This is a genomic window from Streptomyces sp. NBC_01013, assembly GCF_045162765.1.
GTDB lineage: Bacteria > Actinomycetota > Actinomycetes > Streptomycetales > Streptomycetaceae > Streptomyces.
The window spans coordinates 3,632,839-3,658,042 of the sequence record NZ_CP108687.1; the positions used below are offsets into that span (position 1 = coordinate 3,632,839).

The window sequence follows — 25,204 nt, forward strand, 5'->3', positions numbered from 1 at the left end:
CCCCCGCCTCACGCGTACGGCCCCGCCCGAATCCCGGGCGGGGCCGTATCGCGTCCTTGGCAGCGGCTCTCAGGCCGCCGTCGCCAGTTGCTCGCGCGGGACGAACCGCACGTGCGGGCGGCCCGGCCGCAGGTCGACCCGCAGGCGCAGACCGCCGACGCGGGCCAGCATGAAGCCGACCCCGAGCGCGGCCACCAGGGAGAACGCCCCGCCGACCGCCATGCCGGTCCGGACGCCGTACGCGTCGCTGATCCAGCCGACGATCGGGGCGCCCACCGGCGTACCCCCGGCGAAGACCATCATGTACAGGCTCATCACCCGGCCGCGCATGGCCGGGTCGGAGGCCATCTGGACGCTGGTGTTCGCGCTGATGTTGGTCGTCAGGCCGATCATGCCGATCGGGACGAGCAGGATCGCGAAGATCCAGACGGACGGCGCCATGGAGGCGATGATCTCCAGCACGCCGAACGCCGTACCGGCGGCCACCAGCATCCTCAGCCGCGAGGAGCGGCGGCGGGCGGCGAGAAGCGCTCCGACGAGGGAGCCGGCCGCCATGAGGATGTTGAAGAACGAGTACATCCCCGCGCCGCCGTGGAAGACCTCGTCCGCGAAGGCCGTCAGCCAGATCGGGAAGTTGAAACCGAAGGTGCCGACGAAGCCGACGAGGACGATCGGCCAGATCAGCTCGGGACGCCCGGAGACGTAGCGCAGCCCCTCACGGAGCTGCCCCTTGGCGCGCGGTATGACGACGGCCTTGTGCAGTTCGCTCGCACGCATCATCAGCAGGCCGACGAGCGGCGCGAGGAACGACAGGCCGTTGAACATGAAGGCCCAGCCGCTGCCGACCGAGGTGATCAGCACGCCCGCGACGGCGGGACCGACGAGCCGGGCGGACTGGAAGTTCGCCGAGTTCAGACTGACCGCGTTCCGCAGCTGGGCGGGGCCGACCATCTCGGAGACGAACGCCTGTCGTGCCGGGTTGTCCACGACGGTGACCATGCCGAGCAGGAAGGCGATCAGGTAGACGTGCCACACCTGGACCACGCCGGAGAGCGTGAGGACGGCGAGCGCGATACCGCACAGGCCGAGGGCCGCCTGGCTGATGAGCAGGAGCTTGCGCTTCGGGAGGCGGTCGGCGATGACGCCGCCGTACAGGCCGAAGAGCAGCATGGGGAGGAACTGGAGTGCCGTGGTGATGCCGACGGCGGCGGCGGACCCGGTGAGGCTCAGGACGAGCCAGTCCTGCGTGATGCGGGACATCCAGGTACCGGTGTTGGAGATCACGGCGCCCGTGGCGAACAGGCGGTAGTTGCGGATCTTCAGCGACGAGAAGGTCCCGCCGGGCTTGCTCTCGTGGGTGGAAGTCGGTGCGGGGGCGGAGTCTGCTCCGGATCCCGAACTCAAAAGGGTTCGCCTCCTCGGGCGTGGACATTGCGTTGACTGACGGGGATGCGGCGGTGGGGCGGTGCGCCGGTTTCTGTCCGGCGCGGCCCGCTCCGCTACAGGTGGGCGAGCTTCTCCAGCACGGGCGCCGCGTTGCGCAGCGTCTCCCACTCGTCCTCGTCCAGGCCTTCGGCGAGGGTGGTCAGCCAGGCGTTCCGCTTGGAGCGGCTCTCGGCGAGCATGGCTTCGGCCTGCTCTGTCTGGCTGACCATCTTCTGACGACGGTCATCGGGGTGCGGTTCCAGCCTGACCAGTCCCTTGGCTTCCAGCAGCGCGACGATGCGGGTCATCGACGGCGGCTGCACATGCTCCTTGCGGGCCAGCTCACCGGGGGTGGCCGAACCGCAACGCGCGAGTGTGCCGAGCACCGACATCTCGGTGGGGCTCAGCGACTCGTCGACGCGCTGGTGCTTGAGGCGCCGGCCGAGCAGCATGACGGCGGAACGAAGGGAGCTCACGGCGGCGGCACTGTCGCTGTCGTGGATCAGGTCAGGCATGTTTGTTAGCGTAACTCATTACCTATTCTAAAGACCACTCGGTGGTACACGCGCGAGGCCCAGATCACCAATCGATCACCCAAACGAGTGAGTCGATTCCGGAAAGTCACGCGCGTCGGGCCTGGGGGACGTAACCCTGCTTGCCATGGGATCGACAGTGCTCAGCCTGCGGATAGACGGTGAGCTGCTCGACCGGCTCAAGCAGCACGCCGCCAAACGCGGAATGAGCGTCCAGGACTATGTGGTCCGGACGCTCATTCGCGACGACTTCGACGAGCGCTTCCAGGCGGCCGTCGACGAGACGGAGAAGTTCTACGGGGCGGAGGGGGTCGCGGCCGAGGAGGTCACCTGACGGAGACCCCCCGGGCGTGAGCCCACCCCCGCACCCCCGCCCCTGCCGGGATCACGTGAGGCCGAGCGCCGGCATCGCGTAGTAGAAGACGAAGACCGCCGAGACCACGTACATGGCCACCGGCACCTCGCGACCACGGCCGGCGGCCAGCCGCAGCACGCAGAACGTGATGAAGCCGATCCCGATGCCGTTGGTGATCGAGTACGTGAACGGCATCATCACCATGGCGAGGAAGGCCGGGATCGCGAGCGTGTAGTCGCTCCAGTCGATGTCCCGTACCGAGCCGGCGATGATCAGGAAGCCGACCGCCAGCAGCGCCGGTGTGGCCGCCTGCGAGGGGACCATGGTCGCCAGCGGTGTGAGGAACAGCGCCGCCGTGAACAGCAGACCCGTGACGATGCTCGCGAAGCCGGTGCGGGCCCCCTCGCCGACGCCCGCCGTGGACTCCACGAAGCAGGTGCCCGCCGAGGCGGAGCTCGCACCGCCCGCGGCGACCGCGATGCCGTCGACGAACAGCACCTTGTTGATGCCCGGGAAGTTGCCGTCCTTGTCGGTCAGCCTGGCCTCGTCGCCGACGCCGAGGATGGTGCCCATCGCGTCGAAGAAGCAGGACAGCAGCACGGTGAAGACGAACAGGATGCCGGTGAGGACACCGACCTTGTCGAAACCGCCGAACAGGCTGACGTCACCGATGAGCCCGAAGTCGGGCGAGGCGACCGGGTTGCCCGGCCACTGGGGCACGGTCAGGCCCCAGGCCTCGCCCGGCAGGTCGGCGGCCGCGTCGATGATCAGCGCGACACCCGTCATCGTCACGATGGAGATCAGGATCGCGCCCGGCACCTTGCGGACGATCAGCGCGAGGGTGAGCAGCGCGCCGAGGATGAAGACGAGGACCGGCCAGCCGTTGAGGTGACCGTCGTTGCCCAGCTGGAGCGGCACGGTGGTGTGCGCGAGGTCCGGGATGCGGGAGACGAAGCCCGAGTCGACCAGACCGATCAGCAGGATGAAGAGGCCGATGCCGATCGCGATGCCCTTGCGGAGCGAGGTCGGTACGGCGTTCATCACGCGTTCCCGCAGCCCGGTCGCGACCAGCAGCATGACCACGATGCCCGCGAGGACGACCATGCCCATCGCGTCGGGCCAGCTCATCCGGGGGGCGAGCTGGAGGGCGACGACGGTGTTGACGCCGAGACCGGCGGCCAGCGCGATCGGCACGTTGCCGATGACGCCCATGAGCAGGGTGGAGAACGCCGCGGTCAGCACCGTCGCGGTGACCAGCTGGCCACTGTCGAGCTGGTGGCCGTACATGTCCTTCGCGCTGCCCAGGATGATCGGGTTCAGCACGATGATGTACGCCATTGCGAAGAACGTGGCGAAGCCACCGCGGATCTCACGCGCGACCGACGACCCCCGCTCGGAGATCTTGAAGAAACCGTCCAGGCCGCCGGTGGGCGACGGGGGCGGTGTGGAGTCGACCGGAGCGGTGGCCGAGGGGGACATGTATGACCTCAGTCGTGCGTAGTGGGGAGGTTAAATATGGTCAGCTTTGGACTTTCATACGAATATATTGAGACAGTCGTAAGCAGATTCAGTATGAATACATAAGGCGAAGATCGCTATCTCCGCGCGTAGACCCTTGCGCCGACTGGCTCGAACGCCTTTATGTGCGGGCCGCATACACTGGCCGCATGGCGAAGTGGACACCGAAGCACGAGGCACCCGAGCCCCTGGAGGGGCCGGTCGTCGCGACCATCACCGGCGGCACGATCCTCTGGTTCGTCCTCTTCCTGGTCCAGCTGCCCTTCTACGGCTGGTTCGACGACCACGGACACCTGTGGTGGGTGTGGACCTGCCTCGCCGGCGCCGGGCTCGGACTGATCGGCATCTGGTACGTACGGGGACGCGACGCGGCACTCAAGCGGGCCGCCGCCGCCCCGCAGCCCGATTCCGGGGACACTCCCGGCGCCACGGCCTGAGGACACCGGCCACGACCTGAGGGCACCGCCCACGGGCGCCCCGGGCGCCGCCGCCCGGGCGCCGCCGTCCGAGCGCGGGCGTCCGATGCCGGACCCGTACGACCGCGGGACCATTCCCCTCCTCCCCCGGTCTGATCTTCAGACCCCCGGTGGGTGAACCGGACGTTCCGCCCGTACCGTCGGAACCATGACTCAGCGGGCACTCGACCCCTCCGGGGAACAGCCGACCGGTTCCTCCGGACCCGGCGGCGCCGGCCGGCCGGCGAAGATCGACGCCGGTTCCGAACTCGACCCCGTCCACCCGGTGGACCTGCCCGCCTCGGCCGCCGCCGGGCGCGGGCTGACCGCGGCCGAGGTCGCCGAGCGCATCGCCCGCGGCGAGGTCAACGACGTACCGGTGCGCTCCTCCCGGTCCGTGACCGAGATCGTCCGCGCCAACGTCTTGACCCGGTTCAACCTGATCATCGGCGTGCTCTGGGTGATCATGCTGTTCGTCGCGCCGATCCAGGACAGCCTCTTCGGCTTCGTGATCATCGCCAACACCGGCATCGGCATCGTGCAGGAGTGGCGGGCCAAGAAGACCCTGGACAGCCTCGCGGTCATCGGAGAGGCGAAACCCACGGTGCGACGGGACGGAGTGGCGGCCGAGGTCTCCGTCTCCGAGATCGTCCTCGGCGACCTCGTCGAACTCGGCCCCGGCGACAAGGTCATCGTGGACGGCACGGTCACCGAGGCCGACAGCCTGGAGATCGACGAGTCCCTGCTCACCGGCGAGGCCGACCCGGTGCTGAAACGAGCCGACGACCCCGTCATGTCCGGCAGCTTCGTGGTCGCCGGCGGAGGGGCCTTCGCCGCCACCAAGGTCGGCCGCGAGGCCTACGCCGCGCAGCTCGCCGAGGAGGCGTCCCGCTTCACGCTGGTCCAGTCGGAGCTGCGCAGCGGCATCTCCACCATCCTCAAGTACGTCACCTGGATGATGATCCCGACCGCGATCGGGCTGATCATCAGCCAGCTCGTCGTCAAGGACAACAACTTCAAGGACTCGGTCGCCCGGACCGTCGGCGGCATCGTCCCGATGATCCCGGAGGGCCTGGTCCTGCTCACGTCGGTCGCCTTCGCGATCGGGGTCGTACGGCTGGGGCGCAAGCAGTGCCTGGTGCAGGAGCTCCCCGCCATCGAGGGGCTGGCCCGGGTCGACGTCGTCTGCCTGGACAAGACCGGCACCCTCACCGAGGGCGGCATGGACGTCACCGAGGTCCGCGCGCTGAACGGGACGGACGAGCCGTACCTGCACCGCGTCCTCGGAGCCTTCGGCAACTCCGACCCGCACCCCAACGCCAGCCTCCAGGCCATCATCGACACCTACCCGGCCCCTGACGGACAGGGCTGGCGCGTGACGCAGGCGCTGCCGTTCTCCTCGGCCCGCAAGTACAGCGGTGCCGCGTTCGACGAGGGATCGGAGCGCGAGTCGGCCTGGTTGCTCGGTGCCCCCGACGTGCTGCTGCCCGAAGCCGACCCGGCCCTCGCCGAGATCGAGCAGCTCAACGAGCAGGGCCTGCGGGTGCTGCTGCTGGCCCGGGCGAGGGGTGAGCTGGACCGCCCGGACCTCGCCGACGGAGCCGTACCGAGCGCCCTGATCGTCCTGGAGCAGCGGCTGCGGCCCGACGCCGGGGAGACACTCGCCTACTTCGCCGACCAGCGGGTCGCCACGAAGGTGATCTCCGGGGACAACGCCGTCTCGGTCGGCGCCGTCGCGGCGAAGCTCGGGCTGCCGGGCGCCGAGCACACCCTGGACGCGCGCAGGCTGCCGACCGACCCGGACGCGATGGCCACCGCCATGGAGGAGAACGCGGTCTTCGGCCGCGTCACCCCGCAGCAGAAGCGGAACATGGTCGCGGCGCTCCAGTCCCGCGGCCACACCGTCGCGATGACGGGCGACGGCGTCAACGACGTCCTCGCCCTCAAGGACGCCGACATCGGTGTCTCGATGGGCTCGGGCTCGGAGGCGACCCGGGCGGTCGCCCAGATCGTGCTGCTGAACAACAGCTTCGCGACGCTGCCGTCCGTCGTCGCCGAGGGCCGCCGGGTCATCGGCAACATCACCCGGGTCGCCACCCTGTTCCTGACGAAGACCGTGTACTCGGTGCTGCTGGCCGTCCTGGTGGTCTGCTTCCAGGTCGAGTACCCGTTCCTGCCCCGCCATCTGACCCTGCTGTCGACGCTGACGATCGGCGTCCCGGCGTTCTTCCTGGCCCTGGCGCCCAACAAGGAGCGGGCACATCCGCACTTCGTGCGCCGCGTCATGAGGTACGCGATCCCATCGGGCACCATCGCGGCCGCCGCCACGTTCGCGACCTACCTGATCGCCCGGAGCCACTACTCCGGTACGGGGGCGCTGGACGCCGAGACGAGCGCGGCGACGCTCACGCTGTTCCTGGTCTCGATGTGGGTCCTGGCGATCATCGCTCGCCCCTACACCTGGTGGCGGATCTGCCTGGTGGCGGCGATGGGCCTGGCGTTCCTGATCGTGCTCGCGGTGCCGTGGCTCCAGGACTTCTTCGCCCTGAAGCTCGTGGGGGCACCGATGCCGTGGATGGCGGTCGGCATCGCCGTGGTGGCCTCGGCCGCCCTGGAGTACGCCTGGCGCCTGGTGGGCCGCCGCTTCCCGGTGTAGGGGGAGCGCCGGCCCACCGCGCGAGGGTTACTGCACGTCGACGAAGTCACCCGTGGAGTTGACGGCCGGAGTGGAGGCCGTGCCGGCGAAGCTGTAGCGCCAGTAGCCGTCGACCGAGGCCGTGACCGTGGACTTCAGGGTGCCGATGCTGCTCGTCTTGGCGGTCTTCACCGTGGTCCAGGCCGTGCCGCCCTTCTTGAGGAACTGCAGCTTGACCGGCTGGTTGGTGTAGCCGTGGTACTTGAAGTCGTCCCAGTTGGCCCGCGCCAGCTTGCCGGTGACCGTGATGGTCTTGCCCTTCTTCACCGGCTCGGGGGCGGCGTTGACGGTCTGCGAGGCCGCCCGCTGGAACTTGAAGGACGCGGCCTTCTCCTTCCAGACGTAGTCGCCGTCCTTGGCGTCCACCCAGGCGTCGACGTACCAGGTGCCGGCGATGTCGTTGGAGTACGGCAGGTCGACCTTGGGGTCGACGGCGAACGACGCGGTGCAGGTGCTCCCGGAGCAGTGGGCCGTGCTCGTGAACATGCCGAACGCCGGTCCGTACAGGGTTATGTCGGCGCCCTCGATACCGGAGTCGTCCTTGGCGGTCACCGAGACGGTGAACTTCTTGACCAGGCTCGTTCCGACCACCACGTTCTTGCCACCGTTGACCGTGACCTTGGTGATGGCCGTGTCGCCGCCGTGACCGTCGGCCTGGGCGGCCGGCACGGCGAGGGCGGTGAGGGCGAGGGCGCCGATAGCGACGGCCGCAGAGCTGCGCATGCGCATGTGTGTTTCCCCGTGGGAAAGGGCCCTCCGGTCCGCGAGCGCACCGGTTGGGGCCGATCTGTCGATGGAGTCCGTTGACTCAACAGACCAGACACCTGATCAGCACGAAGGGTTGTACGAGATTCGAAGATTCGGTGAAGATCCCCGATGCGGGGCGGCCGGCCCGGACAGAAGCCGCTGACCACCCCGCACCGAAGGTGTCCTGTTTACTGCACGTCGACGAAGTCACCCGTGGAGTTGGTGGCCGGGGTGGAGGCCGTACCGGCGAAGCTGTAGCGCCAGTAACCGTCGACCGAGGCCGTCACCGTGGCCTTCAGGGTGCCGAGGCTGCTCGTCGTGGCGGTCTTCACCGTCGACCAGGCCGTGCCGCCCTTCTTGAGGAACTGCAGCTTGACCGGCTGTGCGGTGTAGCCGTGGTACTGGTAGTCCTCCCAGTTGGCCCGCGACAGCTTGCCGGTGACCGTGATGGTCTTGCCCTTCTTCACCGGCTCCGGGGCGGCGTTGACCGTCACCTTCGAGGCGCGCTGGAGGCTGGAGGACCCCACGTTCCCCTGCAGGGCAAAGCCGATCTTGGTCAGGTCGGGGTCGGCCGGGTCCTCGCCGTTGTAGTCGACGGCGAAACCGCCCGCCGCCCACTTCGTCGCGTCGCTGTTGCCGAGCAGGTCGATCTGGGGCCAGACGGAGATTTGGCCCTTGCAGGTGGCGACCGTGGCGGACACGGCCTTGCACACGGGCGGCTCGTCGCCGTACAGCTCGTTCGTCGGGGTGTCGAACGACCCGCGGTAGAGCGAGACGTCGACCGCGAAGTCCGGGGCGAAGATGTCCACGTCGGCGGCGTGCGTCACGGTGAACGTGGTCGTCACGGTCTTCGTCAGCGTGGTGCCCACCACGATCGGCTTGCCGCCGTTGACGACGACCTTGGAGAAGGTGAGGTCGAGCTCGCCCGGTTCCGAAGCGGGCGAGACCGAGCGGGCGCCGAACTTCGCCGCGGAGTCCGTCGCGGGGGCGGACTGCGCCGCGCGCGCGACGTCGGCGATGCTCCCGGTCGAGCCCTGCGCGCCGTCGGCCTGGGCGGCCGTCGGGAGAGCGAGGGCGGAAAGGGCCAGGGCACCGCTGACAGCGGCGACGGTGGCACGAATGCGCATATGCGTTCCCCAAGTGGAGATGGAGTCCGCAGGCGGTTGCCCGCTCGCGGACCACACGTATCTGTGGAGCCTGATGGCTCCGCAGACAAGACCACCGCTACATGGGAACGGTTGTACGGGCTTTGGAAAAGATTGGTGAATTCTCCCCGCGATCCGCCCGCCGCCGTCCCGGCTCTCAGTCGAACCAGCGGTCCCGGGCCAACTCCTCGGTGCGGGACGGGTCCTCCAGCAGGGCCGCGACCTCGAAACGGCGGGGCCACTGACCCGCCGCCCAGGCCAGACCCGCGGCGACGCCCTCCAGGGTCGAAGCGTGAACGACGCCGTCCGGGGCGCGGCGCCAGTCCAGTTCGACGCCCCCCGCACGGAGTTCGCCGTGCTCGACGTACGAGTCCGGGGTACCGGGGCCGAGCAGGATCCGGACCGGCTCCGGGACCTGGTGCTCCTCGCCCTCGGACGTCACCTCCGCCTCGACGCTCTCGCCGAGCCGCCGCACCTGGAACAGCTCGGCCAGCTCCGCCGCGCTCGCCGGGGCGACGGGCAGGAGTGCGACCCCCTCGGTCAGCGGCAGCAGATCGGGGGCGTCCGCGATCACCGCGTCCGCCGCGTCGACCACCCGCACCTCGCCGTCGACCACGGCCCGCAGCTCGTCCGGCAGGGTGACCTGCTCCGGGTCGAGGTCGGCCAGCGCGGTGTACAGGGAGTGCAGCTGTACGGGACCGACCGGGCGGTCCTCGTCCGCGAGCCGGCCGAGGAGTTCGGCCGCACCGCCGGGCTCGTCCAGCAGGGCGGCGACCGAGGTACGCACACCGAGGGCGCGCAGCACCTGCGCGTCGTCGAAGCCGGACGCGTCGGCGGCGTCGTACAGCCCCGCCAGCCGGGGATCGCCGCCATGGGCGCGCAGACCGGCCGGGCGGCGGCCGTCCAGCACGGGGTGGTCGCGCAGCCACCAGGCGGTGTACGGGCGTACGGACTGCGTCGTGCCGTCCGGGAGGAGCACGCGCACCGGCTGGGTCAGCGCGTCCCGCAGCGGCGGCTTGGCCAGGAGGGCGAGCGCCTGGGGCCAGGCGTCGTCGTCGACGAGGTCCAGGTCGCGGACGGCGACGATCTCGGTGGCGACCGGCGGTACGGGGGTGTCCGGGAGCTGGTCCAGGATGTCCTCGCACCACACGTCGACGGCGTCGAGCAGCCCGGCGTCGTCGGGTTCGGCGAAGTCGCTGTCGCGGGGCTCCAGTTCGTCCGGGTCCAGCACCACGTCGGTGGCCCGGACGAGGGCGAACGTGGCGAGCACCCCGCAGGCGGTGAGTGGCTGTTCGCCCCAGCGGGCGGCCAGGTCCGCGTCGCAGTGCGCGAGTTCACCCTCACGCATGACGGCGGCGAACGGACTGCCGGGCAGCACCAGTTCGCCGGCCGGTGCGAGCTCGCCGTCCTCGTCGGGCAGGGCGAGCGCTCCCAGCCAGGGCTCCTCGCCGGGCATCAGGTCGGCGTCCCGGACCAGGGTGAGGACGGTCTCCACGAGCTCGTCGCCGTCCAGCGCGTCCTCGTCCCAGATCTCGCCCGCCTCCAGCGAACCGGCGACGGCGGCCCGCACCTGCGGGGTCGTCAGCACGGCTCGCGGGGTGGCGGGCAGGGCGCCCAGCTTCTCCAGGAGCGGATGCGCGGCATCCGGATGTGCGACCTTCAGCCCGAGCCGGCCGAGCCGGTCCAGCACCGGGCCGGTCAGCGCGTCGGGCAGCGGGAGCAGGATCTGCCGGGGGCCGATCGTCGTACGCGGCACGGCCGGGGCGTCGGGATCCGGCCCCTGGGACGCCGTCCCGGCCAGCGGCACCGGAAGCCCGGACAGCCGGTCCGGATCGACACCGGCCAGGCTGTCGTAGAGCCGCCGCCACCAGCCGGGGTCGCGCTCCAGGCCCGCGAGCCGGTCGATCGCCTCCGTCAGCGGTACGCGGGCGACGCCCAGCGTCCGCAGTTCGCTGCGGCGCTCAAGACCGGCGGGCAGCAGGCACGGCAACACCTCGGCCAACACCGCGACCGTCTCGGCGCCGACCCCCTCCAGTACCTCGGCCTCGATGGGCCGCAGCGCGGTGGTGGCCTTGCGGGCGCTCTCCGTCCCCGCGTCCCAGTCGTCCCACCGGTCGGGCTCGGCGGCGGGATCGCGCGGCGCGGCCGGCTCCAGGAACGCGACCCGCGGCAGCCGCTCCAGCACGGCGCCCCGCAACGCGCCGTCCAGCTCGCCCTTGCCCAGCGGTCCGGGCACGAGCCCGATGGTGGCGACGGTCACCGGCTGCCAGTCGGCGAGCAGTTCCGTGTACGCGTCGGCCGCGCGCTGCACCAGGAAGTCGGTGAGGGGTCCGGGCGCGGGGTGCCGGCGGGTGGTGTCCAGGGGCAGCGAGGCGATGAGCAGCGCGGGAATGCCGAGCGGTTCGTCGGTGGGCGTCGGGGCGTGCACGACGGGTGAGGTACGGGGGTGGACGGGGGCGCCCTCCGCGTCCACAGGGACGGCCCAGGTCACCGACCAGTGCGGGCGCAGCCGTTCCTCCAGCGGGCGGTCGGCGAGCAGGGCGGGCTCGACGGGGCCGTGGCGGTAGACGGTGCGCCAGCGGTTCGTGCCGTGCGCGGAGTCCTCGATGTGCGTGTACGGGCCGTGCTGCGAACGGCGCAACGTCCTTACGGAGTCCGGGGTTTCGATGACGATCTCGTCGAGGCCGGCCAGCGTGAGGAGCAGGGCGTCGTCCACGGCGTCGAGCAGCCGGCCGACCAGGTCCTCCGCGACGCCGTCGCGCAGCGGCAGGACGACGACCGTGTCGTACCCGTCGGGGGCGGAGCCCTCGGCGGGCAGCGGGAGCCGCAGCAGCGGTACGTGGCCGTCGCGGCGGCGCAGCTCGTCCCCGAGGCCGGGGCTGCCGACAGCCGCCTCCCGGGCGAGGTCGCGGGCCTCGGCGAGGGACCAGCGCACGCCGCCGTGCCGCCCGACCACGGCCGGTTCGTCGCTCACCGCGAGTACGGCGGCGAACCCGACGCCGAACCTGCCGACGGCCCCCTCGTGGCCCTCTCGCTTCGCGGAGGCCCGCAGGGTGGACAGCGACTCCACGCCGGTGGCGTCCAGGGGTGCGCCGGTGTTCGCGGCGGCGAGGACGGCGGGGGCGACCTCGGTCGCCGGGTGCAGGGTCAGCCGGAGCCGGCCGGGCACGTGGGCGCGGGCTGCGGCGTCGGCGGCGTTCTGGGCCAGCTCGACGACGAGGCGGTCGCGGTAGCCCCCGAGGGCGAGGTCCTCCTCGGCGTTGGCATCCTCACGGAAGCGGGCCGGGCCGGCGCCCCAGGCGTCGAGCACTCCGCGCCGCAGCCGCGCGGTTCCGAATGGGTCGGCCCCCTCGGTCGCCATGATGCTCACGCTGTGACTCCCTCGTCCGTTGTCCGTGCTCCAGTTGCGCGTTCTCCGCGCTGCCCAGTGTGCGCCCCATCCGGGGCGCGGGGTTCCGTCCTCAATCGCCGGACGGGCTTGAGTGCGGGTGCGGGTCGCTCCGCGGGGTGCGCCACGTCGGGTGGGTGGGGGTGGTGCCCCTCCGGGCAGACTCCTCAAAAATGGCGTGTGCACCCGACGACGCGGAGGACCCGGGTCGTACGCCATTTCTTGCGGGGACTGCCCTGCACGGCCCCACCCTGCATCACTCGCGAGTGCACACCAGCCGTACGACTGCCGCAGACGCACGACGGCCGGTCCAGGACCGTGCGTCTGCACACACGCCATACGACTGCCGCAGACGCACGGCGGCCGGGTCCGGGGCCGTGCAGGGGAGTCCCCGCAGGACGACGAACATCGACCCGGGTCCGCTGCGTACCCGCCGAACGTTCGTCGTCTGAGGAGACGCCCCGGAGGGGCCACGGACCCCCACCACCAGGCCAAAGCGCCCCTACGGGGCACCCGCACCCCACCAAGCCCGTCCGGCGATTGAGGACGGAACCCCCCACCCCGGGACCCCGGAACCCCACGCGCCCGCCCGGCCGAGGGCCCCGCGGCCCAAGCGTCAGGAGTGGCCGAGGTCCTCCGACTGCCCGTCCGTCTCCACCGGTACGGAGCCGGAATCCCGCGCCGGACGCAGCGGGTACTCGTCCACCTGCATCGTGTCCAGTGCGTGCGGCGCCGGCTTCGGCGGCTTCGGCATCACCGCGGCCTCCGAATGGCCACCGCATCCGTACGACAGGGACACCACGTGCCCGTCCGCCGGGCCGAACTCGTTCGCGCACACCCCGAAGGCCTGCTTCAGCGAACCCGCGAGCGGCACCAGGAAGGCACACGACACACACGTCGCCGGGGCCGCCTGCGCCATCGGCGTCTTCGCGCCGAATCCCTCGTCCCAGCGGTCGGCCGCCGCGTGCAGCCCGTACCGGGACAGCACCCGCGCACGCCGCATGCCCAGCTCGTCCGCGACCGCCGCGATCGACCCACGGCGCGGCGGCTCCGGGCGCGTCGTCAGTTCCGCGTCCTCCGACTCGACGAGATCGGCCAGCTCGCCCGAGACGGCGGAGTTCGGCGGCAGCTCGTCCTCGCCGCTGTAGCCCGGCTCCAGGCGCAGGTCGTCCGCCTCGGTGGGCAGCAGATCGCCCGGCCCCATGTCACCCGGCCGCAGCCGCTCGCTCCACGGCACCCACTCCGGCGCGAGGAGCGCGTCGGTGCCCGGCAGCAGGACCGTCTCGTCGAGGGTGACGTTCTTCGCGCGGGAGGCCCTGGCGACCGTCACCGCCCAGCGCCAGCCCCGGTAGGCCGGGTCCGTGCACTCGAAGTAGTGCGTGACGACCCGGTCCCCCTCGGGGACCACGGCCACATGCTCACCCACAACCCCTGGCGCGGCCGCTTCCTCGGCCGCCGCGCGGGCGAGGTCTACGGCCTCGGCGCACAGGCGGTCGGGAACGGGGGTACGGGCCGTACGGCTTCGCGTCGTCGCAGCACTCACAGGTCTCGCTTCTCTCCTACGCCAGTCTCACGAGCGCGCCAGCACATCCATCGATTTCGGCCATACGGTTGCGGGCGGAGCGGACCTGGGGGCCGCGTCGACGTCCACACCCGTTGTGCCTGCCTCGGGCGCACCTTCTTCGATCCATTCTGCGGGATCGCCGAGAGGCGCGCGGCCAAGAACAACCGCCGGTGGCGCGCTAGGCACGCTACCCTCTCCGCCGCTCCCCGCCCACCTGCCCGTCCCAAACGACGTCGTATCCGACGTCGTGTTCCGTGGGAAGAGCGCACTCCGGCCACCCCGATCCGCCCCACCGCACCCCCTGCGACCTGGCCGATCACTGACCCGACGGGGCGGTACGCACCGCGCCCCGCCCCGATCTCGGTTCGTGATGCCGGGGACTGGGGCACTATGACCAAGTGGCTTCTGCCAGGTCCCACGACGAAGTCGGCCCGCTCCGGAGGACGGGCCGGTCGATCGGTCATGCCCTCCACTCCCCGTTCACCGGAACCGCACGAGGCATTCGGAAGGCGACACACGCCCACGGGGCCGGTGAGTCGGGCCTCGGCAAGCTGATCGAACTGCACGCGGTGAACGGCGCGGGCGATGTGATGATCACCGTCGCACTCGCGTCGACCGTGTTCTTCTCCGTACCGACGGACCAGGCCCGCGGCCGGGTCGCGCTGTACCTCGCCGTCACCATGGCGCCGTTCATCCTCCTCGCCCCGGTCATCGGACCGCTTCTGGACCACCTTCCGCACGGGCGCCGCGCGGCGATGGCCGGCTCCATGCTGGCCCGGGCCGTGCTGGCGCTCACCATGTCGGGGGCGGTCGCCACCGGCGGGCTGGAGCTGTATCCGGCCGCTCTGGGCGTGCTCGTGTGCTCTAAGGCGTACGGAGTGGTGCGCAGCGCCGTCGTACCCCGGCTGCTGCCACCCCGTTTCTCGCTCGTGAAGGCCAATTCGCGGGTCACTCTCGCCGGCCTCCTGGCGACCGGCGCCGCCGCTCCCATCGGGGCGGGGCTCCAGACCATCGGGCCGCCGTGGCCGCTCTACGGCGCGTGCGCGATCTTCGTCGGCGGCGCCGTCCTCGCCTTCACGCTGCCGCCCAAGGTGGACTCGGCGAAGGGCGAGCGTAAGGCGCATCTGGTGCCGCCGCACGGCGAGGGGGCCGCCCGGCCCGAACCGCTGCGGAAGACCGCCCCGCCCAAGGACGGGAAGAAGCCGGCGAAGGCGAAGGAGAAGAACGGCGAGAAGCGGCCCGGGTTGCGCTCCGTCGGCCCGTCCGTCCTGCACGGCCTCCAGGCCAACGCCTCGCACCGGGCCCTCTCCGGCTTCCTGATCTTCTTCCTGGCGTTCCTGCTGCGCGAGCACCCACTGGCCGGGCAGAGCGCCGCGATCTCGCTCGGCATCGTCGGCGTGGCGGCCGGTGTCGGCAACGCGCTGGGGACCGCGGTCGGCTCCTGGCTCAGGGCCCGCGGCCCCGAGATCATCATCGCCTCGGTACTGGGCCTGGCCCTGGGTGTCGCGGTGCTGGCCGCCGCCTTCTTCAGCACGGTCATGGTCGCCGCGCTCGCGGCCACGGCGGGCTTCACCCAGGCGCTGTCGAAGCTGTCGCTGGACGCGATGATCCAGCGGGACGTACCGGAGGAGGTGCGGACGTCCGCCTTCGCCCGCTCGGAGACGCTGCTCCAGATGGCCTGGGTGGCCGGAGGGGCGATCGGGATCGCCCTCCCCCTCAACGGAGTACTGGGCATGTCCGTCGCCGCGGGTCTTCTCGCGCTGGGCGCCGCCGCGTCCGTACGGGGCCTGCTGGGCGCCGCGCGGCGCGGCTCGCCGCACCCCCGCGTGGCGTGAGCCGGAGCGACCGATAGCCTTCGGCCCATGACCGTTGCGTTCTTCTCCGGTAAGGGCCGTCGAATCGGCGTCGCTCTTGGTGCCGTGTCCGCGGGACTCCTTGTCCTCTCCGCCTGCGACAAGCCGACTCCGCTCGCCACCGTGACGGTCGGCGACAACTCGGTGAGTACCGAGGCGTCCTGCTACAACGACGGCAAGGCCCTCAAGGAATCCGAGATCCAGGGCTGCCTCAACAAGAAGGCGGAGAAGACCGTCAAGGTCGCGATGGACGACAAGGTCCGCTTCGGCGTCGACCCCGAAGTCGCGGACAACGGCTGGACCCTCTTCATCAACGGCCAGCAGGCCGAGCAGGAGCCGTACAAGAAGACCTACCGGTCCATCCCGGGCAGCGCCTTCTTCTCCAGCCAGACCGGCGAGACCACGAAGCAGACCCAGATCAGCATCGTGGAGACCAAGGGCAAGCAGCTGACCGGCATCTGGCACTTCGAGCTCAAGAAGACCGACTGATCCCCTCCTGACCTCGGAGGACTCCCCCCGTGCGTGTGCTTGTCGTGACCGCTGTCCCGGTGGAACGGGACGCGGTCACGCGTGCGTCCGGGGCCGATGGCGAGGTCTCCGTGCGCCGGGTGCCGGGCGCGGAGATCCACCGCGCGGGCCCCTACGACGTCCTCGCGGGCGGCGTGGGACCGGCCGCCGCGGCCGCCTCCACCGCGTTCGCCCTCGCCTCGGACCGCTACGACCTGGTGATCTCGGCCGGCATCGGCGGCGGGTTCGCCGGAACCGCGCCGGTCGGCTCCCTCGTCGTGGCCGGCCGCCTCGGCGCGGCCGACCTGGGCGCCGAGACCCCCGCCGGCTTCGTGCCCGTCACCGAACTGGGCTTCGGCCGGATCTGGCACGTCCCGCCCCGCTCGCTGGTGAAGGCCGCGGCCGCCGCGACCCGTGCCGTGACCGGCGACGTCCTCACCGTCTCCACCGTGACCGGCAGCGCCGAACGCGCCGCCGCCCTCCTCGCCGCACACCCCGGTGCCGTGGCCGAGGCCATGGAGGGCTTCGGGGTGGCGGAGGCGGCCACCCTGACCGGCCTCCCCGTCCTGGAGATCAGGGCCGTCTCGAACGCCGTCGGTCCGCGCGACCGCGACGCCTGGCGCATCGGCGACGCGCTGGCCGCGCTCACCGGGGCGTTCGGGAAGCTCACCCCCGTACTGGAAGGCTGGATCCACCATGACCGACATGACTCCTGACCCGCTGTCGACTCCCGACCCGCTGCGGATCGCCTTCTCGCCGTGCCCGAACGACACGTTCGTCTTCGACGCCTGGGCGCACGGACGGGTCCCCGACGCGCCCGCCCTCGACGTCACCTTCGCCGACATCGACATCACCAACGGCATGGCCGAGCGCGGTGAACTGGACGTGCTCAAGGTGTCGTACGCGGTGCTGCCCTGGGTCCTTCAGGAGTACGCGCTGCTGCCGTGCGGCGGCGCGCTGGGCCGGGGCTGCGGGCCGCTCGTCCTCACGAAGGAGCCGGGCACGGATCTGACGGGCAAGACCGTCGCCGTCCCGAGCGAGCGCTCCACCGCGTACCTGCTGTTCCGCCTCTGGGCGGCAGAGGTCGTGCCCGGCGGGGTCGGCGAGATCGCCGTCATGCCGTTCGACGAGATCATGCCGGCGGTGCGGGACGGCAAGGTCGATGCCGGTCTCGTCATCCACGAGGCGCGCTTCACGTACCAGAACTACGGCCTGCACAACCTCGCCGACATGGGCCGCCACTGGGAGGAGACGACCGGGCTGCCGATCCCGCTCGGGGCGATCATCGCCAAGCGCTCCCTGGGCGCGGACACGCTGAAGCTGCTCGCCGATTCGGTGCGCACGTCGGTCCGGATGGCGTGGGACGACCCGGAGACCTCACGCCCCTACGTCCTGGAGCACGCGCAGGAGATGGACCCGTCCGTCGCCGACCAGCACATCGGTCTGTACGTGAACGAGTTCACCGCCGACCTGGGCGAGGACGGCTACGCGGCGATCCGCGGCCTGCTGACGCGCGCCGCGGCCGAGGGACTGGTTCCGCCCCTCGGCCCGGACGCGCTGTCGTTCGCCTGAGCTCGTTGCCCGGAGGCCCTACACGTCGAGCTGGTCCGCGACCGCGCGCAGCAGGCCGGCGATCTTCGCGCCGGACGCCTTGTCGGGGTAGCGGCCGCGCTCCAGCATCGGCGTGATGTTCTCCAGAACGGTCGTCAGATCCTGCACGATCGACGCCAGCTCGTCCGGCTTGCGGCGCTGGGCGGCCGCGACGGACGGGGTGGGGTCGAGGATCACCACGGAAAGTGCCTGGTCACCGCGTTGTCCGGCGACGACGCCGAACTCGACGCGCTGGCCGGGCTTGAGTGCGTCGACTCCGTCGGGGAGCACGGACGAGTGCACGAAGACGTCACTGCCGTCGTCGCGGGAGAGGAAGCCGAAGCCCTTCTCACTGTTGAACCACTTGACCTTGCCAGTCGGCAAAGCACGCACCCCATCTCAACCCGTATGCCGGAACCAAGCCCTCAGCAGGTCAGGCCGTCCAGTGGTCGTGCTTCCCCTGCTGGCAGAAGCCTCCACAGGGGAAGTACCCCTCGTCAAGCCTGGTCATCCGGACTCTGTCCGGAAACGGCACCTGCCCCGGCCCGCGGGCGCCCGGGGGCGGTTCGCCGCCATCGGGAACTACCCTGACGGGGTGAGCACTCCTTCTTCCGGCGCAGGCGACCGACTGGTCCGCATCGGCGCGATCGTCTTCTTCGTCGGCGCCCTCTCGACCCTCGCCACGATGGCCCCCCTCTTTCTGGGCACCCATCCGCTGCCGTCCATCGCCTGGTCCCTCTGCATGCTGATGGGCGTCGGCTTCCTGATCGCCGCGGCAGGCGTGGTCCGCTCCGTGCGGGCAGGGTCGCCGAAGCCGTAGCGCGCCGCACCCGGGGCCGCACCCGGGACGGTCCGCGCGACGGTCAGCCGAGCCGGAAGGTGTCGGCGAGGGTGTTCATCTCCGCCTCCAGCAGCGTCTGCGGCTGGTGGCCCATGCCGGTGTACAGCCCTTCGACTTCCAGGCTCACCACGCCGTGGATGCGGGTCCACGCCATGACGGCCCCGGCCAGGGCGCGGCCCACTTCGTCCGTGCCGCGCGACGTGCCGAGGTACTGCGCAACCCACTCGGCCACCGTCTGGTCCTGGCCTGCCCAGGTATCCATCTGCTGGACGACGGACAGCACTGCGGGGTCGGGCTGCGCTTCCGCGAAGAGCGGCAGGAACGGCCCGAGCGCCGCGCGTGCCTGTGCGAGCGTCTCGGGCGGGGCGCTGTAGCCGGGCAGCGGGGTTCCGGCGATCAGCAGGTAGCGGTGGGGCTGCGCCACGGCCCACGCCCGATGGGCGCCGGCCAGGGACAGCAGCCGATGACGCGGGGTGAACTTCGCGGACCCCTGCGCGGCCTGCCCGATGGCCGCGGCGAGATCCTGGTACGCGTCGCCGATCAGGGAGCCGAGCAGGTCGTCCCGGTTGGCGAAGTAGCGGTACAGGGCGGGGCCGGAGAGCTCGAGCTCCTTGGCAATGCGGGTGAGGGCGACCGCCGCGATGCCCCCCTGCGCCAGCTGCCGCAGAGCGATCTCCTTGATCTCCGCGCGGGTCTGCTCCCGGTACCTGGCCCTCGGTCCACCGGTCGTCATCGCCGTTCCTCCATGCGTGCCGCGCATACCATCTCACCTGTGCGAGTCATCGTAACTTCCGTTCCTCTGCCTCACCGCCTCGGCCTGAGGCCAACACAGGGCGGGCATCGCTGACTACGACGCACGGCAGCCAACACCTCCACCAGAGATGCTCACCCGTAACCACAGCTACCACCTCTCGTAGAAGTAAGGGCTTGCCGGGAAACAAGTCGTGGCTTCCAGCTGTGGGGCTCGTTGGTCTGGTATGGGGAGACCGGAGGGGATCGAGGCCGTTCTGGCGGCGAAGTTCCAGGTGTTGTTGCCGCATCTGGACGAGCGTCAGCGTCGGCTGGCCATAGGGGCGGAAGCACTGTCGCTGGGGCATGGCGGCATCAGGATCGTCGCCGCTGCAGCCGGGGTCCGGGAGGCCACGGTCTCGCGTGGGGCGGCTGAACTGGACTCCGGTCAGGCCCCGTTGGGGCGGGTGCGCCATCCCGGCGGAGGGCGGAAGAAGGCGGCCGAGCTGGACTCTGGGCTGCGGCCGGCACTGCTGGCGCTGGTCGAGCCCGACGAGCGGGGCGACCCGATGTCGCCGCTGCGTTGGACGACGAAGTCGACCCGGAAACTGGCGGCAGAGCTCACCCGCCAGGGGCACCGGGTCTCCGCCGACACCGTCGCCGGCCTGCTGCGGGAGGAAGGCTTCAGCCTGCAGGCCAACGCCAAGACCATTGAAGGTGCCCAGCACCCCGACAGAGATGCCCAGTTCCGCTACCTCAACGAGCAGGCACGAGATCACAGGGACGCCGGTGACCCGGTGATCAGCGTGGACAGCAAGAAGAAGGAGCTGATCGGCGACTACAAGAACGCCGGGCACGAATGGCAGCCCGCAGGACAGCCCGTGAGGGTCAAGACGCACGACTTCCCCGGCCAGGCCGAGAAGGCAATTCCATACGGAATCTACGACATGACGGCGAACACCGGCTGGGTCAGCATCGGCACCGATCACGACACTGCGGCATTCGCCGTCGCCTCGATCCGCCGCTGGTGGCAGGCGGTCGGCCGGCACGACTACCCCGGCGCCCGCCGACTGCTGATCACCGCAGACGGTGGCGGCTCCAACGGCTACCGCACCCGGGGCTGGAAGACCCAGCTCGCCGATCTCGCCGCCGAGACCGGCCTTGAGATCACGGTGTGCCACCTGCCGCCCGGCACCTCGAAGTGGAACAAGATCGAGCACCGGCTGTTCTCCCACATCACCATGAACTGGCGAGGCAGGCCCCTGACCAGCCACGAAGTCATGCTCCAGACCATCGCCGCGACCACCAGCCGCACCGGCCTCACCGTCCAGGCCGAACTCGACAGCGGTGAGTACCCCACCGGCATCCGCGTCAGCGACGACGAGATCGCCGCCCTGCCCATCACCCGCCACCGCTTCCACGGCGACTGGAACTACACCCTCCACCCCCAGCGCCCGACGGACACGGCGACCACCACCAGCACACAGGACGAGGCCCTGGCGGACGGACCGGCCCGCCTCACGCAGCGTTCGCTACAGGACCCGGAACTGACCGGGATGACCCGCCGGCAGCTCAACGAACTCATCGACGTGCTGACTCCAGCGATGGAGATTCAACGCGAGCAAGTGCTCCGCACCCGCAGAGGCCACCAACGCCTGGTGGCCCCTGGCACAGGAGCCAAACCCAAGCTCACCCCAGCCGACCGAGTCCTGGCCACCGTGCTCCACCTGCGAAAACTCGCGACCATGGACCTCCTGGGCCAGCTCTTCAACACCACCGCCATGACCATCAGCCGCGCGGCGAAAGAAGTCCGCCCGCTCCTGGAAGCCCACGGAGTTCACATCCCTGCCTCGACCGCCCGCTTCCGCACGCCGACTGACATCGCGAGATTCCTCGACCTCGACAAAAACAAGATCAAACCGACGTGTTGATTCCCGGCAAGCCCTAAGCAGCTGTAACGACTCCCGACGGCATCCGGACTCCGCGGGGAACCGGCCGGCCGGCACGATGCGGGCGTGCTACGCCGTGTACGTCTCCAGCCACGCCGGGAACTCCGTGAGGGACGCCAGGACGACATCCGCCCCCGCCGCGCGCAGCTCCGCCTCGTCGCACGGGCCCGTCGACACACCCACCGAGAAGGCGTTCGCCGCCTGCGCGCCACGTACGTCGCCCGTGTGGTCGCCGACGTACACCGACGCCCCGTGCTCGCGCAGCGCCTCCGCCTTCGCCTCGGCCCAGAGGCCGCCGACGATCACGTCGGGTTCGATGCCCAGGTGGGTCAGGTGGAGTTTCGCGTTCGGTTCGTACTTGGCGGTGACGACCATCGTCCGGCCGCCCAGGGCACGTATCGCGGCAACCGACTCCCTCGCTCCGGGCAGGGCGAGCGAGGGACCGATCGCGTACGTGGGATAGATCTCGCGGTAGCGGTCGGCGACCGCGGCCACATCGGCGGCCGGGAACCAGTGCGCGATCTCCTGCTCCAGCGGCGGCCCCAGTCGGCTCACCACCAGATCGGTGTCGATGAACGCCCCCGTCTCGGCGGCGAGCTCCAGGAAGGCGGCCTTGATGCCGGGCCGGGAGTCGATGAGCGTCATGTCGAGGTCGAAGCCGACCGTCAGTGTGTGCGTAGCCATGGCGCCCATTGTGCCGAGCCCGCCACCGGCCCCGGTACTCCGCCGAACAGCGCCCCACGGACGGCCCTTAGACTTAGCCAAGCCTTACTTTGCTTCGCTTTGTCTCGCTTGTCGATGGGGTCCGATGCCAGCCGCCGCACCACGCCGCTCCAGACGCGCTCTCGCGACGGCGGCGGCCGTTGTGGCGCTGCTGATAGCCGTACTGCTCAGCCTCGCCGTCGGGGCGCGCTCCATACCCCCGACCGAGGTGATCGACGCCCTCCTGCACGGCGGGCACTCCGACGCCGCCGAGGTCATCCGGAACATGCGGGTGCCCCGCACCCTGATCGGCCTGATGGTCGGCGCCTCACTCGCCCTCGCCGGCACGGTGCTCCAGGGCATCACGCGCAACCCCATCGCCGACCCCGGCATCCTCGGCATCAGCCAGGGCGCTTCCGTCGGGGTGGTGCTCGCCATCGCGTACGCGGGGATCCACACGCTCACCGGATACGTCTGGTTCGCCTTCGTGGGGGCGGCTGTCGCGTCCGTCGCCGTGTACGCCGTCGCCTCCAGCGGGCGCGGCGGCGCCACCCCGGTGAAGCTCGCGCTCGGTGGCGCCGCGATCAACGCGCTGCTGGTGTCCGTGATGACGGCCGTACTGACCACGAAGGCATCCGCGCTGGACGAGTTCCGGTTCTGGCAGGTCGGCTCGATCGCCGGCCGCGAGGCCGACGTGGCCCAGCAGATCTGGCCGTTCCTGCTGCTGGGCACGATCCTCGTGCTCTGCGTCGCCCGGGGCCTCGACGCGCTCGCGCTCGGCGAGGACATGGCGAAGGGCCTCGGACAGAAGATCGCGACCGTACGGATCGTCGGCGGCATCGGTGCCACCGTCCTCACCGGGGCCGGCGTCGCCGCCGCCGGGCCGATCGCGTTCATCGGTCTCGCCGTGCCGCACATCGCCCGCGCCGTCGTCGGCACCGACCACCGCTGGGTGCTCCCGATGGCCGCCCTGATCGGACCCGTGATGCTGCTCGTCTCCGATGTCGTCGGCCGGATCCTCTTCCCGCCGAGCGAGGTGCCCGCCGGGGTCATGACGGCCCTGATCGGGGTGCCGTTCCTGGTCACTCTGGTGCGCCGGAAGGCGGTGCCCGCATGAGCGCGCCGACGGCCGCCGTGCGGCCCGCCGGGTACAGCCTCGTGACGACAGGGGCGCGCGGACGCTTCCTGCTGCACCGCCGGGCCGCGCTCGTAGCCGCGTCACTCGTCGTGCTGCTCGCCGTCGTCTGCGTCGCGTACCTCTGCGTCGGCGAGAGCTTCGTCGCCCCGTCCGAGGTCCTGAACGTGATCATGGGGCGGCCCTCCGCCGACGAACTCGTCGTGGGCACACTGCGGCTGCCGCGCATGGTCGTCGGGCTGCTCGTCGGCCTCGCCTTCGGGATCGCCGGCGCGCTGATCCAGACCGTGGCCCGCAACCCCCTCGCGAGCCCCGACATCATCGGCATCAGCCAGGGCGCGAGCGCGCTCACGGTCGGCGCGATGACGTTCGGCATCACCTCGTACACCGTGCTGCCGTACCTGTCGGTGATCGGCGGGGTCGCGGCCGCGGCACTCGTCCACGCCTTCGCGTGGCGCGGCGGGCTGCACGCCACCCGCTTCGTCCTCATCGGCATCGGCTTCGCGATCGCCCTGCGCTCGCTCACCACCCTGTTCCTGACCAAGGGCGACTACCTCGTCGCCCAGCAGGCCCAGATCTGGATGACCGGTTCGCTCAACGGCCGCGGCTACGACGAGGCCGCACCCATCGGCTGGACCCTCCTGATCCTGCTGCCCGCCGTCCTGTGGGCCGCCCGCGCCCAGCGGACGGTGTCCATGGACGACGACACGGCCACCGCGCTCGGGGTCAGGCTCGGGCGGGTGCGGCTGGGGCTCGTCGCACTCGGCGTGATCCTGGCTTCCGTGGCCACGGGCACGGCAGGTCCGGTCGACTTCGTCGCGCTGCTCGCCCCGCAGATCGCCCGCCGCATGACCCGGACCGCACAGATCCCCCTGCTCTGTTCGGCACTGCTCGGCGCGGTGATCGTCGTCTTCGCGGACCTGCTGGCGCGCAAGCTCTTCTCCCCCACCGAACTACCGGTGGGCGTCCTGACGGCGGCGGTCGGCGCCCCGTATCTGATCTGGCTGATCATCCGCGGTCACGGTGGCCGCTCGGGAGGAAACGCATGACCACGACCCGGCAGCAGGACACCGCGACCAGCCGGCTGACGGTGCGCGAGCTGACCCTCGCGTACGAGGACCGCACCGTCGTCCACGAGCTGGACCTCGCCGTCCCCGACGGGAAGGTCACCGTCATCGTCGGGCCGAACGCCTGCGGCAAGTCGACGACCCTGCGCGCCCTCGGCCGGCTCCTCAAGCCGCGCGGCGGGGCGGTGCTCCTGGACGGCACCGAGCTGTCGAAGATCCCCACGAAGAAGATCGCCCAGTCGATCGGGCTGCTCCCGCAGACCCCGGTGGCCCCCGAGGCGATCACCGTCACCGACCTCGTCGCCCGCGGCCGCCAGCCCCACCAGCACTGGTGGCAGCAGTGGTCCCAGGAGGACGAACGGGCAGTGACCGAGGCGATGGAGCGCACCGACATCACCGCGCTCGGCTCCCGTTCGGTGGACGAGCTCTCCGGCGGACAGCGCCAGCGCGTCTGGATCGCGATGGCCCTCGCCCAGGACACCGATCTGCTGCTGCTCGACGAGCCGACGACGTACCTCGACATCGCCCACCAGGTGGAGGTCCTCGACCTGGTCCGCCGGCTCGCCGCCCCCGCCGCCGACGGCACCCGCGGCCGGACCGTGGTGACGGTGCTGCACGACCTCAACCAGGCCGCGCGGTACGCCGACCACCTGGTCGCCATGAAGGCGGGCCGGATCGTCGCCGAGGGCCACCCGGAGGACGTCGTCACCGCCGAGCTCGTACGCGAGGTCTTCGGCCTCGAAGCCGTGATCGTCCCCGACCCGGTGACGGGCTCACCGCTCGTCGTACCGGGCGCGCCGTGGAGGCCGTAGCCGGGGGACCCGGCGGGTCCCTGCGGGGTGCGGGTTCCCTGCGGGGTGCGGGTTCCCTGCGGGGTGCGCCGTTGTCCGGGTGCGGGGTTCCGTCCTCAATCGCCGGACGGGCTTGAGTGGTGCGGGTCGCTCCGCGGGGTGCGCCGTTGTCCGGGTGCGGGGGTCCGTCCTCAATCGCCGGACGGGCTTGAGTG

General features: G+C 71.0%; 22 protein-coding genes. 12 read left to right on the forward strand and 10 right to left on the reverse strand.

The features are described 5' to 3' along the window. Positions 1-69: 69 nt before the first annotated feature. Together OG538_RS15590 and OG538_RS15595 are read right to left on the reverse strand one after the other, a co-directional pair. Positions 70-1,404, reverse strand: coding sequence for an MFS transporter (locus tag OG538_RS15590; RefSeq protein ID WP_406094028.1), 1,335 nt, complete (start codon positions 1,402-1,404; stop codon positions 70-72). 95 nt (positions 1,405-1,499) lie between these two features. Next, the gene (locus OG538_RS15595) at positions 1,500-1,940 is read right to left on the reverse strand and encodes a MarR family winged helix-turn-helix transcriptional regulator (protein WP_219573152.1); all 441 of its coding nucleotides are present in this window, start codon (positions 1,938-1,940) and stop codon (positions 1,500-1,502) included. 145 nt (positions 1,941-2,085) lie between these two features. On the opposite strand from OG538_RS15595, the gene OG538_RS15600 reads away from it, so the two are divergent. Continuing rightward, positions 2,086-2,292 carry a ribbon-helix-helix protein, CopG family gene (locus OG538_RS15600; protein ID WP_326737854.1) on the forward strand — a complete coding sequence of 69 codons (207 nt, stop codon included), beginning with the start codon at positions 2,086-2,088 and terminating at the stop codon, positions 2,290-2,292. 51 nt (positions 2,293-2,343) lie between these two features. Here the strand turns inward: OG538_RS15600 and OG538_RS15605 are convergent, their stop codons facing one another. Then, positions 2,344-3,792, reverse strand: coding sequence for an NCS2 family permease (locus tag OG538_RS15605; RefSeq protein WP_406094031.1), 1,449 nt, complete (start codon positions 3,790-3,792; stop codon positions 2,344-2,346). A gap of 188 nt (positions 3,793-3,980) precedes the next feature. On the opposite strand from OG538_RS15605, the gene OG538_RS15610 reads away from it, so the two are divergent. Both OG538_RS15610 and OG538_RS15615 read left to right on the forward strand, forming a co-directional pair. Next, entirely contained in the window at positions 3,981-4,268 is a 288-nt protein-coding gene (locus tag OG538_RS15610; RefSeq protein WP_406094033.1) for a DUF2530 domain-containing protein, read from the forward strand. A gap of 187 nt (positions 4,269-4,455) precedes the next feature. Then, complete coding sequence (locus OG538_RS15615) at positions 4,456-6,942, forward strand: HAD-IC family P-type ATPase (protein WP_406094035.1); 2,487 nt, start codon at positions 4,456-4,458, stop codon at positions 6,940-6,942. Between the two features lie 27 nt (positions 6,943-6,969). Here OG538_RS15615 and OG538_RS15620 read toward each other — a convergent pair whose 3' ends face one another. The 4 genes from OG538_RS15620 to OG538_RS15635 all read right to left on the reverse strand — a co-directional run bounded on the left by OG538_RS15620 (position 6,970) and on the right by OG538_RS15635 (position 13,804). Next, a complete protein-coding gene (locus tag OG538_RS15620) occupies positions 6,970-7,710 on the reverse strand; it encodes a calcium-binding protein (protein WP_406094037.1) in 741 nt (246 codons plus the stop codon). A 206-nt stretch (positions 7,711-7,916) separates the two neighbouring features. Next, a complete protein-coding gene (locus OG538_RS15625) occupies positions 7,917-8,855 on the reverse strand; it encodes a hypothetical protein (protein ID WP_406094039.1) in 939 nt (312 codons plus the stop codon). A gap of 175 nt (positions 8,856-9,030) precedes the next feature. Next, positions 9,031-12,237, reverse strand: a complete 3,207-nt coding sequence (locus OG538_RS15630; RefSeq protein ID WP_406100165.1) for a sacsin N-terminal ATP-binding-like domain-containing protein — start codon at positions 12,235-12,237, stop codon at positions 9,031-9,033. A gap of 640 nt (positions 12,238-12,877) precedes the next feature. Beyond that, positions 12,878-13,804, reverse strand: coding sequence for a DUF3027 domain-containing protein (locus OG538_RS15635; protein WP_406094041.1), 927 nt, complete (start codon positions 13,802-13,804; stop codon positions 12,878-12,880). Between the two features lie 419 nt (positions 13,805-14,223). Between OG538_RS15635 and OG538_RS15640 the strand changes: the two genes are divergently transcribed. The 4 genes from OG538_RS15640 to OG538_RS15655 are packed head-to-tail and all read left to right on the forward strand — an operon-like array spanning position 14,224 to position 17,757. After that, the gene (locus tag OG538_RS15640; protein ID WP_406094043.1) at positions 14,224-15,660 is read left to right on the forward strand and encodes an MFS transporter; all 1,437 of its coding nucleotides are present in this window, start codon (positions 14,224-14,226) and stop codon (positions 15,658-15,660) included. Positions 15,661-15,687: 27 nt separating this feature from the next. Continuing rightward, on the forward strand, positions 15,688-16,167 hold the full coding sequence (locus OG538_RS15645; protein WP_406094045.1) for a DUF2771 domain-containing protein: 480 nt from the start codon (positions 15,688-15,690) through the stop codon (positions 16,165-16,167). A gap of 29 nt (positions 16,168-16,196) precedes the next feature. Continuing rightward, entirely contained in the window at positions 16,197-16,901 is a 705-nt protein-coding gene (locus tag OG538_RS15650) for a futalosine hydrolase (protein WP_406094047.1), read from the forward strand. Continuing rightward, positions 16,891-17,757: a 1,4-dihydroxy-6-naphthoate synthase gene (locus tag OG538_RS15655; RefSeq protein ID WP_406094049.1), complete on the forward strand. Its 867-nt coding sequence runs from the start codon at positions 16,891-16,893 to the stop codon at positions 17,755-17,757. The genes OG538_RS15650 and OG538_RS15655 overlap by 11 nt, the downstream gene beginning before the upstream one ends. An 18-nt stretch (positions 17,758-17,775) precedes the next feature. Here OG538_RS15655 and OG538_RS15660 read toward each other — a convergent pair whose 3' ends face one another. Continuing rightward, positions 17,776-18,159 (reverse strand): cold-shock protein, encoded by a 384-nt coding sequence (locus tag OG538_RS15660; RefSeq protein ID WP_406094051.1) that lies wholly within the window; start codon positions 18,157-18,159, stop codon positions 17,776-17,778. Between the two features lie 211 nt (positions 18,160-18,370). Here OG538_RS15660 and OG538_RS15665 point away from each other — a divergent pair, with 211 nt between their 5' ends. After that, positions 18,371-18,595, forward strand: a complete 225-nt coding sequence (locus OG538_RS15665) for a hypothetical protein (RefSeq protein WP_406094053.1) — start codon at positions 18,371-18,373, stop codon at positions 18,593-18,595. A gap of 43 nt (positions 18,596-18,638) precedes the next feature. Here the strand turns inward: OG538_RS15665 and OG538_RS15670 are convergent, their stop codons facing one another. Then, entirely contained in the window at positions 18,639-19,349 is a 711-nt protein-coding gene (locus tag OG538_RS15670; protein WP_406094055.1) for a TetR/AcrR family transcriptional regulator, read from the reverse strand. 244 nt (positions 19,350-19,593) lie between these two features. Here OG538_RS15670 and OG538_RS15675 point away from each other — a divergent pair, with 244 nt between their 5' ends. Continuing rightward, the gene (locus tag OG538_RS15675) at positions 19,594-21,276 is read left to right on the forward strand and encodes an ISAzo13 family transposase (protein WP_406091731.1); all 1,683 of its coding nucleotides are present in this window, start codon (positions 19,594-19,596) and stop codon (positions 21,274-21,276) included. 87 nt (positions 21,277-21,363) lie between these two features. Here the strand turns inward: OG538_RS15675 and OG538_RS15680 are convergent, their stop codons facing one another. Beyond that, on the reverse strand, positions 21,364-21,978 hold the full coding sequence (locus OG538_RS15680; protein ID WP_406094057.1) for an HAD family hydrolase: 615 nt from the start codon (positions 21,976-21,978) through the stop codon (positions 21,364-21,366). A 124-nt stretch (positions 21,979-22,102) separates the two neighbouring features. Between OG538_RS15680 and OG538_RS15685 the strand changes: the two genes are divergently transcribed. From OG538_RS15685 to OG538_RS15695, 3 genes are read left to right on the forward strand one after another with little or no spacing between them, the layout of a single operon-like run. Further along, positions 22,103-23,113 carry a FecCD family ABC transporter permease gene (locus OG538_RS15685; protein ID WP_406094059.1) on the forward strand — a complete coding sequence of 337 codons (1,011 nt, stop codon included), beginning with the start codon at positions 22,103-22,105 and terminating at the stop codon, positions 23,111-23,113. Further along, positions 23,110-24,180 carry a FecCD family ABC transporter permease gene (locus OG538_RS15690; RefSeq protein WP_406094061.1) on the forward strand — a complete coding sequence of 357 codons (1,071 nt, stop codon included), beginning with the start codon at positions 23,110-23,112 and terminating at the stop codon, positions 24,178-24,180. The genes OG538_RS15685 and OG538_RS15690 overlap by 4 nt, the downstream gene beginning before the upstream one ends. Further along, positions 24,177-25,010, forward strand: coding sequence for an ABC transporter ATP-binding protein (locus tag OG538_RS15695; RefSeq protein ID WP_406094063.1), 834 nt, complete (start codon positions 24,177-24,179; stop codon positions 25,008-25,010). Before OG538_RS15690 ends, OG538_RS15695 begins: the two co-directional genes overlap by 4 nt. The last annotated feature ends 194 nt before the right edge of the window (positions 25,011-25,204 follow it).